Genomic DNA, 9,789 nt, shown 5'->3' with positions numbered 1-9,789 from the left:
GAGGGGCTGTTCCGCCCGCAGCGCTCGCGCCGCGGCAAACCCCCCCTCAACCGTGACGGGGGTTCCAGGGGGTCGCCCCCCTGGGAGATCAAGAGAACTCGGCGAGCGTGCGCTCGGCCTCCTCGAGCCAGGCGCGGCGGGCGCCGAGCGCCTCCTCGGCGTCCTTGACGTCCTTGTCGCGGCCGGCGGCGCGGGCCTTGTCCAGGCGCTTCTCCAGCTGGTCGATGGAGCTGCGCAGCTGGTTGACGGTGGCCTCGGCGCGGGCGCGGGCCTCGGGGTTGGTGCGGCGCCACTCCGATTCCTCGGCGGTCCGGACGGCCTCCTCGATCTTGCGGAGCCGGCCTTCGAGGCGGTCGCGCTGGTCGCGGGGCACCATGCCGGCGGCCTCCCAGCGCTCCTGGATCGCGCGCAGCGCCTGCCGGGCCTGCCGGACGTCCCGGACGGGCAGCAGCCGCTCGGCCTCGGCGAGGATCTTCTCCTTCTCCTCGGCGTTGCCGCGGAACTCGGCGTCGCGTTCGGCGAACGCGGCGCTGCGGGCCTGGAAGAAGGTGTCCTGGGCGCCCTTGAAGCGGGCCCACAGGTCCTCTTCGACGTCGCGGGAGGCGCGGCCGGCGAGCTTCCAGCGGCGCATGAGGTCGCGGTAGGCGGCGGCGGTCTCGCCCCAGTCGGTCGAGTCCTGTATCGCCTCGGCCTCGGCGACGAGGCGCTCCTTCTCTCGGCGGGCCTCCTCGCGCTGGTCGTCGAGGGTCGCGAAGTAGACCTTGCGGCGCTTGGTGAAGGCGTTGCGGGCCGAGGAGAGCCGCTTCCACAGCGCGGTCTCGGTGGGCCGGTCGATGCGGTCGGCGGCCTTCCACTCCTCGACGAGCTGGCGGAGCCGCTCGCCGCCGTTCTTCCAGTGCGTCTCCTCGGCGGCGATCCGCTCGGCCTCGGCGACGATCCGCTCCTTGATCTCGCGGGCCTCGTGCCGGTGCTGCTCGCGCTGGGCCTTGACCTCCTCGCGGCGGCGGCCGACCTGCTCGGTCAGGCCGTCGAGCCGGCGGGCGAGCGCGTCGAGGTCGCCGACGGCGTGCGCCTCGCCGACGGCCTCGCGCAGCCGGGCGATGCTGTGCTGGGCCTGCGCGGGCTGCAGGTCGGTGGTGCGGACGCGCTGTTCGAGCAGGCCGATCTCGGTGGCGAGCGCGTCGTACTTGCGCTTGAAATAGGCCAGGGCCTCTTCGGGCGCGCCGGCCTGCCAGGACCCGACGACGCGTTCGCCGTCGGAGGTCCTGACGTAGACGGTGCCGTCCTCGTCCACCCGGCCCCAGGGATCGGTCGCGCTGGACACCCTTGCCTCCTGAATCGCAGGTCCGATCGGGCTCACGGCCTCCGGACCCTCACACCTTAGTATCCCGATCGCCTAAACCGGGGCGATCGTGACGTCCTGGATCGTGACCTTCTTCTTGGGCGCGCCGTCGCCCGCGGGGTCGGAGCCCGCCTTGGCGATCTTCTGCAGGACGTCCAGCCCCTTGGTGATCTTGCCGAACACCGAGTAGTCGGGCTGGAGCTGCGAGTCCTTGTAGACCAGGAAGAACTGGCTGCCGTTGGTGTCCGGGCCCGAGTTCGCCATGGCGAGCGTCCCGGCCGTGTACTTGGCGTTCGCCGTGTTCTCGTTGGCGTACTCGTAGCCGGGGCCGCCGGTGCCCTTGCCGGACGGGTCGCCGCACTGCAGGACGTTCAGGCCGCCACTGGTCAGCCGGTGGCACGGGGTGTCGTCGTAGAAGCCCTTCTGGGCGAGGTGGACGAACGACCCCACGGTGCACGGCGCGGCCTTGGCGTCCAGGGCCATCACGACGTCGCCCTGGTTCGTCTTCACCGTGGCCTGGACGGTGCCCTTGTAGGCGGGCTTCTTCGGCGGCGTGCCGAGGTCCTTGACCTTGCCGGCGGGCTGGCCCGCGGCGTTGTAGGAGCAGTGGAGGCCGTCGGCCTTGGACTTGTCGTCCTTGCCGGTGTACACGACGACCGCCGCGCCGCCCACCACGACGACCGCCACCGCCACCGCGGAGCTGATGATCTTGACGCGGCGGGCCTTGGCGGCCGCTTCCGCCAGCGCCTGCTGCTGCCGCTCGTAGCGCTGCCGAGCGAGCTGCTTCTTGCGGTCCTTCCCCGCCACGTGCCTGCCCTTCCGCTGTGATCAGGTGAACGTGCAGCGCATAGTAGCGGCACCCGCGCCCCCGACGGACTCCAGCCTGAACGAACGTGGAGGAAGCCGCGGCGGCCCGTGCCGCTCCGCCGCCCCCGCCGGGGACGGTGCCGCGACACGGCGATCGGCCTATCTCGTTCGCGATGGCCGTGGCCGCGCCGGTACGCTCGGACAAGCCCACCCGAGATGGTTCTAAGGAAGGACGACCGTGCTCGTCGCCGGGTTCCCCGCTGGATCGTTCGCCGCGAACTGCTATGTCGTGGCGCCCGCCGCGGGCGAGGAGTGCGTCATCGTCGATCCTGGCCAGGACGCCGAGGCCGGGATCGAGGAGATCCTGCGCGAGCACCGGCTGAAGCCGGTCGCGGTGCTGCTGACGCACGGCCATATCGACCACGTGTGGTCGGTGGCTCCGGTGTGCGGCGCCAAGGACGTCCCGGCCTACATCCATCCGGACGACCGCGACCTGCTCACCGACCCGGCCAAGGGGCTGTCCCTGGGCCCCGGCCAGCAGCTGTTCGGGGGCCTGGAGCTGACCGAGCCGGACGACGTGAAGGAGCTGGCGGACGGCGCGGTGCTGGAGCTGGCGGGGCTGAGCTTCACCGTCGACCACGCGCCCGGCCACACGCCCGGGTCGGTGACCTTCCGGACGCCGAGGACGCAGGAGCTGCCGGACGTGATGTTCACCGGCGACCTGCTGTTCGCCGGGTCGATCGGCCGCACCGACCTGCCCGGCGGCTCCTACGAGGACATCCTCGCGAGCCTGTCCCGGGTGTGCCTGTCCATGCCGGACGAGACGGCGGTCCTGCCCGGGCACGGCACGCAGACCACAATCGGCCGCGAGCGCGCGACCAACCCGTTCCTGGCGGAGCTGAAGCCCGCCGGCGGGCCCAACAAGGGATTCTGAGCCGAAAAGACCATGAGTTCGAGTTTCCGGGCCCCGAAGGGGGTCAGTGAGTACGTTCCGCCGCGCGCGGACCTCTTCTACGCCATCCGCGAGGCGTTCGCCGAGCAGGCGCGGCTGGCCGGTTACGGCTACCTGGAGCTGGCCGTCTTCGAGGACACCAACCTGTTCCGGCGGGGCGTCGGGGAGTCCACCGACGTGGTGTCCAAGGAGATGTACACCTTCGAGGACCGGGGCGGCCGGTCGCTGACGCTGCGGCCGGAGTTCACCGCGACGGTGCTGCGGGCCGTCCTGGAGAACAACCTGCACAAGGGCGCGCTGCCGGTGAAGGTGTGGACGAGCGGGCCCGCGTTCCGCGCCGAGCGCCCGCAGCAGGGCCGGTACCGGCAGTTCTACCAGCTCGACCTGGAGGCGATCGGCAGCGAGGACCCGCAGATCGACGCGGAGACCATCGCGATCGCCGCGAACTGGTACCGCTCGCTCGGCCTCACGCAGGTGCGGCTGCTGCTGAACTCGCTGGGCTGCAAGGAGTGCCGTCCCGCCTACCGGGCCCTGCTGCAGGACTTCCTGCGCGGGCTCGACCTGGACGAGGACACCCGCGCCCGCGTCGAGATCAACCCGCTGCGCGTCCTGGACGACAAGCGCCCGCAGGTGAAGGCGCAGCTCGTGGGCGCGCCGCTGATGGCCGACCACCTGTGCCCGGACTGCAAAGCGTACCACGACCGGGTCCGGGAGCTGCTGGCCGATCTCGGCATCGCCTGGGAGGACACCCCCACCCTCGTCCGCGGCCTGGACTACTACACCCGCACCACCTACGAGTTCGACCACCCGCTGCTCGGCGCGCAGTCCGGCATCGGCGGCGGCGGACGCTACGACGGCCTGTCGGAGGACATCGGCGGACCGCCGCTGCCCGGCATCGGGTTCGGCCTCGGCCTCGACCGCACGATCCTCGCGCTGGAGGCCGAGGCGGAGAAGGACGGGTCGGCGGAGGGCGAGGGCGCCGCGTTCGCGCCCAAGCCGCGCTGCGAGGTGTTCGGGGTCGCGCTCGGCGACACCGCCGAGCGCCGGCTGTTCGCCCTGGTCGCCGAGCTGCGGCGGGCGGGGATCGCCGCCGACATGTCGTTCGGCGGCAAGAAGCTGAAGGGCGCCATGAAGGACGCCGACCGGTCGGGCGCCCGGTACGCCGTGATCCTCGGTGAGCGAGATATCACCGGCGGCGTCGCCCAGGTCAAGGATCTGGCCGAGGGCGAGCAGAACGCCGTCCCGCTCACCGACCTCACCACGACGTTGAAGGAAAGGCTTCAGAAATGATCCGCACCCACGAGGCGGGCACGCTCCGCAAGGAGCACGCCGGGCAGCAGGTCACGCTGGCCGGCTGGGTCGGCCGCCGCCGCGACCACGGCGGCGTCACGTTCATCGACCTGCGCGACGCCTCCGGCACCGCGCAGGTCGTCTTCCGCGAGGACGAGGCGGCGCACGACCTGCGCTCGGAGTTCTGCGTGAAGGTCGTCGGCGAGGTCCGGGTCCGGCCCGCCGGCAACGAGAACCCCGAGCTGCCGACCGGCGACATCGAGGTCGCCGCCACCGACATCGAGGTGCTGTCGGAGTCGGCGCCGCTGCCGTTCCCGATCGAGGGCGACGTCAACGTCAACGAGGAGATCCGGCTCAAGTACCGGTACCTCGACCTGCGCCGCGACGCCGTCGCGCAGGCGATGCGGATCCGCTCCGAGGCGTCCTTCCTCACCCACGAGGTCATGCGCGAGCACGGCTTCGTCAACGTCGAGACGCCGACGCTGACCCGCTCCACCCCCGAGGGCGCCCGCGACTTCCTCGTCCCCGTCCGGCTCAAGCCCGGCCACTGGTACGCGCTGCCGCAGTCACCGCAGCTGTTCAAGCAGCTGCTCATGGTCGGCGGCCTGGAGCGCTACTACCAGATCGCCCGCTGCTACCGCGACGAGGACTTCCGCGCCGACCGGCAGCCGGAGTTCACCCAGATCGACATCGAGATGTCGTTCGTCGAGCAGGACGACGTCCTGAAGGTCGGCGAGGACCTCATCGCGCGGCTGTGGAAGGACATCGCCGGGTACGAGATCCCCCGGCCGATCCCCCACATCACCTATGCCGACGCGATGGCCCGCTACGGCTCCGACAAGCCCGACCTGCGGTTCGGCAACGAGCTGACCGACATGACCGAGTACTTCGCCGGCACGTCGTTCCGCGTGTTCCAGGCCCCGTACGTCGGCGCGGTCGTGATGCCGGGCGGCGGGTCCCAGACCCGCAAGGAGCTGGACGGCTGGCAGGACTGGGCGAAGGCCCGCGGCGCCCGCGGCCTCGCGTACGTCCTCGTCCAGGAGGACGGCACGCTCGGCGGGCCCGTCGCGAAGAACCTGTCCGACACCGAGAAGGAGGGGCTCGCCGCGAAGACCGGCGCGTCCCCCGGTGACGCGATCTTCTTCGGCGCGGGCAAGCGGCACGCCACGCAGGAGCTGCTCGGCGCGGCCCGGCTGGAGATCGGCCGCCGCCGCGGCCTGATCGACGAGTCGGCGTGGAACTTCGTCTGGGTCGTCGACGCGCCGATCTTCGAGCCGGTCGAGAACGACAAGGGCGAGCAGATCGGCTGGACGTCGGTGCACCACCCGTTCACCGCGCCGAAGCCGCAGTTCGCCGACACCTTCCACGAGGACCCGGGCTCCGCGCTCGCCGACGCCTACGACCTCGTCCTGAACGGCAACGAGATCGGCGGAGGCTCCATCCGTATCCACCGCGCCGAGATGCAGCAGCGCGTGTTCGACGTGCTCGGGCTGTCGAAGGAGGAGGCCGAGTCGCAGTTCGGCTTCCTGCTGGAGGCGTTCAAGTTCGGCCCGCCCCCGCACGGCGGCATCGCGTTCGGCTGGGACCGCACCGTCATGCTGCTGGCCGGCCAGGACACCATCCGCGACGTGATCGCCTTCCCGAAGGCCGCGTCGGGCCTCGACCCGCTGACCGCCGCGCCGACGACGATCACGCCGGCGCAGCGCAAGGAGGCCGGCATCGACGTCATCCCGGAGGACGCCCCCGCCGAGGGCTGACCGGGACAGGACCCCGAAGGGGCGGCCACCGCGCTTCCGCGGTGACCGCCCCTTTCGGGTCTCTCAGCGGGTGGCGCCGCTCGTGACGCGGTAGACGTCGTAGACGCCGTCGATGGAGCGGACGGCCTTGAGGACGTGGCCGAGGTGCTTCGGGTCGCCCATCTCGAAGGTGAAGCGGGAGACGGCGACGCGGTCGCGGGTGGTGGTGACCGACGCCGACAGGATGTTGACGTGCTGGTCGGACAGGACGCGCGTCACGTCCGACAGCAGGCGCGGGCGGTCGAGGGCCTCGACCTGGATCGCGACGAGGAAGACCGAGTCCTCGCCCGGGGACCACTTGACGTCGATCAGCCGGTCGGGCTGGGACTTGAGGCTGGCGACGTTGGCGCAGTCGGCCCGGTGGACGGAGACGCCGTGGCCGCGGGTGACGAAGCCGACGATGTCGTCGCCGGGGACGGGGGTGCAGCAGCGCGACAGCCGGACCCACACGTCGGGGTCGTCGGCGACGACGACGCCGGGGTCGCCCGCGGGACGGCCCCGCTTGCGGCGGGTCGGGAGCGCGATCTCGGCGAGGTCCTCCTCGGCGCTCTCCACGCCGCCGAGGGCGTCGACGAGGCGCTGGACGACGGTCTGCGCGGACACGTGGCCCTCGCCGACCGCCGCGTACAGCGACGACACGTCCGTGTAGCGCATGTCGCGGGCGAGGGCGAGCAGCGCCTCACCGGACATCATCCGCTGCAGCGGCATGTTCTGCTTGCGCATCGCGCGGGCGATGGAGTCCTTGCCGGACTCGATCGCGGTGTCGCGGCGCTCCTTGGAGAACCAGTGCTTGATCTTGTTGCGGGCGCGGGCGCTCTTGACGAAGCCGAGCCAGTCGCGGCTCGGGCCGGCGTCCGGCGACTTGGAGGTGAAGACCTCGACGGTGTCGCCGTTGTCGAGGGTGGATTCGAGGGGGACGAGGCGGCCGTTGACGCGGGCGCCGATACATCGGTGCCCCACCTCGGTGTGGATCGCGTACGCGAAGTCGACGGGGGTCGCGCCCTGCGGCAGCGCGATGACGTCGCCCTTCGGGGTAAACACGAACACCTCGGAGACCGACAGGTCGAAGCGGAGCGACTCCAGGAACTCGGCCGGGTCGGCGGTCTCCTTCTGCCAGTCGAGGAGCTGGCGGAGCCACTGCATGTCGCCGGCCTTGCGGCCGCCGACCGTCTCCTCCTTGTACTTCCAGTGCGCGGCGACGCCGTACTCCGCGCGCCGGTGCATGCCCCACGTGCGGATCTGCAGCTCCACGGGCTTGCCCTCGGGGCCGATGACCGTGGTGTGCAGCGACTGGTACATGTTGAACTTCGGCATCGCGATGTAGTCCTTGAACCGGCCGGGGACCGGGTTCCATCGCGCGTGGATCGAGCCGAGGGCGGCGTAGCAGTCGCGGACGCTGTCGACGAGGACCCGGATGCCGACCAGGTCGTAGATGTCGTCGAAGCTGACGTCGCGGGCGATCATCTTCTGGTAGATCGAGTAGTAGTGCTTCGGCCGGCCGGTCACGGTGGCCTTGATCCGGGCCTCGCGCAGGTCCGTGGAGACGTTCTCGATCACTTCCTGCAGGTAGACGTCGCGGCGCGGGGCGCGCTCGGACACCAGCCGGGCGATCTCGTCGAACCGCTTGGGGTACATCGTGGCGAACGCGAGGTCCTCCAGCTCCCACTTCAGCGTGTTCATCCCGAGGCGGTGCGCGAGGGGCGCGAACACCTCGAGGGTCTCGCGGGCCTTCTTCTCCTGCTTGTGCCGCGGCATGTAGCGCAGCGTCCGCATGTTGTGCAGCCGGTCGCCGAGCTTGATCACCAGGACGCGGATGTCGCGGGACATCGCGACGACCATCTTGCGGACGGTCTCGGCCTCGGCGGCCTCGCCGTACTTGACCTTGTCGAGCTTGGTGACGCCGTCGACCAGCGCGGCGATCTCGTCGCCGAAGTCGGTGCGCAGCTCGTCGAGGGTGTACTCGGTGTCCTCGACGGTGTCGTGCAACAGCGCGGCGCACAGCGTCTCGGTGTTCATGCCGAGCTCGGCGAGGATGGTCGCGACGGCGAGCGGGTGGGTGATGTACGGGTCGCCGCTCTTGCGCTTCTGGTCGCGGTGGTAGTGCGCGGCGACGTCGTAGGCGCGCTCGATCATCCGCAGGTCCGCTTTGGGGTGGGTGTTGCGGACGGTCTTGATGAGCGGTTCGAGTACCGGGTTCATAGCGGGCCCCCGCTGGGCGCCCAGCCTGGCGAGCCTGCGGCGCACCCGGGCGGCGGACGGTGGGATCGCGGCCGGCGTCGGCCTGGACTGGACATCGGAGGGCGTGGCTCCCGGAGCGGCGGGCGCCGGCGGCGTCGCCGGCCCTTGGACGGGGCGGGCCGCCGCGGCCGCCGCGTCGGCGGCTCCCTCGGCGGGGGACGCCGTGGCCCGCGGCTTGTCCGCGGTCGTTCGCGGCGATGACGGTTTCGCGGCGGACGGTCTCGTCGCCGCCTGTTTCGGTGCGGACGGTTTCGACCCGGACGACCCGGACGGCCGCGCGGCGGACTCGTCGGCGGGCGGCGAGCCGGCGTCGGAGGTCCCGGCGTCGGAGGTCCCGGAGGCGGACGTGTCGGCGGGCGGCGATCCGGTGTCGGAAGGCTCCTGCCCGGTGGAGGGCGTCTGGCCGGCAGAGGGCTCCTGGGCGGTGGAGGGCTCCGGGCCGTTGGCGGATTCCTGGCCGTCGGCGGGCGGGCGGGCGGCGGGCTCGTCGGGGGCGCGCCGCAGGCCGGCGGCGGGCGCACCGGTCCGCTCTGCGGGCTCCGCGGCGTCCCGCTCCCGGCGGGCCTCGTCCGCGGCGTCCACGGCGGCGTCGGTCACCGCTCCGGTCGATACCACCTCACCGCGCACCCAGCCTCCTCAGCCCTCGCGGGCGCCGCCTCCGCGCCGGCGGGACGCACCCGTCTCCGGCGGATCCTGGTGGCCAGTGTATCCGCCGGGCATTTCGTCCTAGACCGTAACCAATGAGTGGACGTCCAGATTCCCCAGCTTGTCGCGTCCGTGCAGGAACGACAGCTCCAGCAGCACCGACAGGCCGACGACCTCCCCGCCGCCGCGGCGGACCAGCTCGGCGGCGGCCCGGGCCGTCCCGCCGGTGGCCAGCACGTCGTCGACGATCAGCACCCGGTCACCGGGCTCGAAGGCGTCGACGTGGATCTCGATCGTCTCCGTCCCGTACTCGAGATCATAGGTCTCCTCGTGCGTCCGCGACGGCAGCTTCCCCTTTTTGCGCACCGGGACGAAGCCGGCGCCGAAGTGGTAGGCGACCGGCGCGGCGAGGATGAACCCGCGCGCCTCGATTCCGACGATCTTGTCGACGGTGCCGCGGCCGTGGTGGTTGACGATCGTGTCGACGACCCCGGCGAACGCGACGTGGTCGGCCAGCAGCGGGGTGATGTCCTTGAACACCACGCCCGGCTTCGGATAGTCGTCCACGTCGCGGATCCGCTCCTGGATCAGCTTGCCGAGGTCCACCGTTTCACTCCCTGTGACGAATCCCACGTGATCCCGCTCATGACCGCGCCGTGCCCGCGCCCGTCACCACCGGGGGGGTGCGGCGCGGGGCCCGCGCCGCAGGGGCGAGCGGC

Annotated in this window: 7 protein-coding genes; 3 read left to right on the top strand and 4 right to left on the bottom strand. The window is 71.7% G+C overall.

Annotation, left to right across the window (positions count from 1 at the left end; genetic code table 11):
• Nucleotides 1-88: 88 nt before the first annotated feature.
• The gene (locus ABT299_RS51365; RefSeq protein ID WP_500255327.1) at nt 89-1,324 is read right to left on the bottom strand and encodes a DUF349 domain-containing protein; all 1,236 of its coding nucleotides are present in this window, start codon (nt 1,322-1,324) and stop codon (nt 89-91) included.
• Nucleotides 1,325-1,396: 72 nt separating this feature from the next.
• The gene (locus ABT299_RS51360; protein WP_190856559.1) at nt 1,397-2,149 is read right to left on the bottom strand and encodes a peptidylprolyl isomerase; all 753 of its coding nucleotides are present in this window, start codon (nt 2,147-2,149) and stop codon (nt 1,397-1,399) included.
• Nucleotides 2,150-2,387: 238 nt separating this feature from the next.
• Between ABT299_RS51360 and ABT299_RS51355 the strand changes: the two genes are divergently transcribed.
• Genes ABT299_RS51355 through aspS form a run of 3 tightly spaced genes read left to right on the top strand, consistent with a single transcriptional unit; the run spans nt 2,388 to nt 6,148 of the window.
• Nucleotides 2,388-3,083, top strand: coding sequence for an MBL fold metallo-hydrolase (locus ABT299_RS51355; RefSeq protein ID WP_500255326.1), 696 nt, complete (start codon nt 2,388-2,390; stop codon nt 3,081-3,083).
• A gap of 12 nt (nt 3,084-3,095) precedes the next feature.
• Nucleotides 3,096-4,391: a histidine--tRNA ligase gene (gene hisS, locus ABT299_RS51350; RefSeq protein WP_500255325.1), complete on the top strand. Its 1,296-nt coding sequence runs from the start codon at nt 3,096-3,098 to the stop codon at nt 4,389-4,391.
• Nucleotides 4,388-6,148: an aspartate--tRNA ligase gene (aspS, locus tag ABT299_RS51345; RefSeq protein ID WP_190856556.1), complete on the top strand. Its 1,761-nt coding sequence runs from the start codon at nt 4,388-4,390 to the stop codon at nt 6,146-6,148. Before hisS ends, aspS begins: the two co-directional genes overlap by 4 nt.
• 63 nt (nt 6,149-6,211) lie before the next feature.
• Here aspS and ABT299_RS51340 read toward each other — a convergent pair whose 3' ends face one another.
• Complete coding sequence (locus tag ABT299_RS51340) at nt 6,212-8,386, bottom strand: RelA/SpoT family protein (RefSeq protein ID WP_208270940.1); 2,175 nt, start codon at nt 8,384-8,386, stop codon at nt 6,212-6,214.
• Nucleotides 8,387-9,151: 765 nt separating this feature from the next.
• Complete coding sequence (locus ABT299_RS51335; protein WP_173100828.1) at nt 9,152-9,676, bottom strand: adenine phosphoribosyltransferase; 525 nt, start codon at nt 9,674-9,676, stop codon at nt 9,152-9,154.
• Nucleotides 9,677-9,789 lie beyond the last annotated feature (113 nt).

This window comes from Spirillospora sp. NPDC000708 (assembly GCF_040299565.1).
Lineage (GTDB): Bacteria > Actinomycetota > Actinomycetes > Streptosporangiales > Streptosporangiaceae > Spirillospora.
Note: the sequence above shows the minus strand (reverse complement) of the source record. Positions and strands in the feature narration are given on the sequence as shown.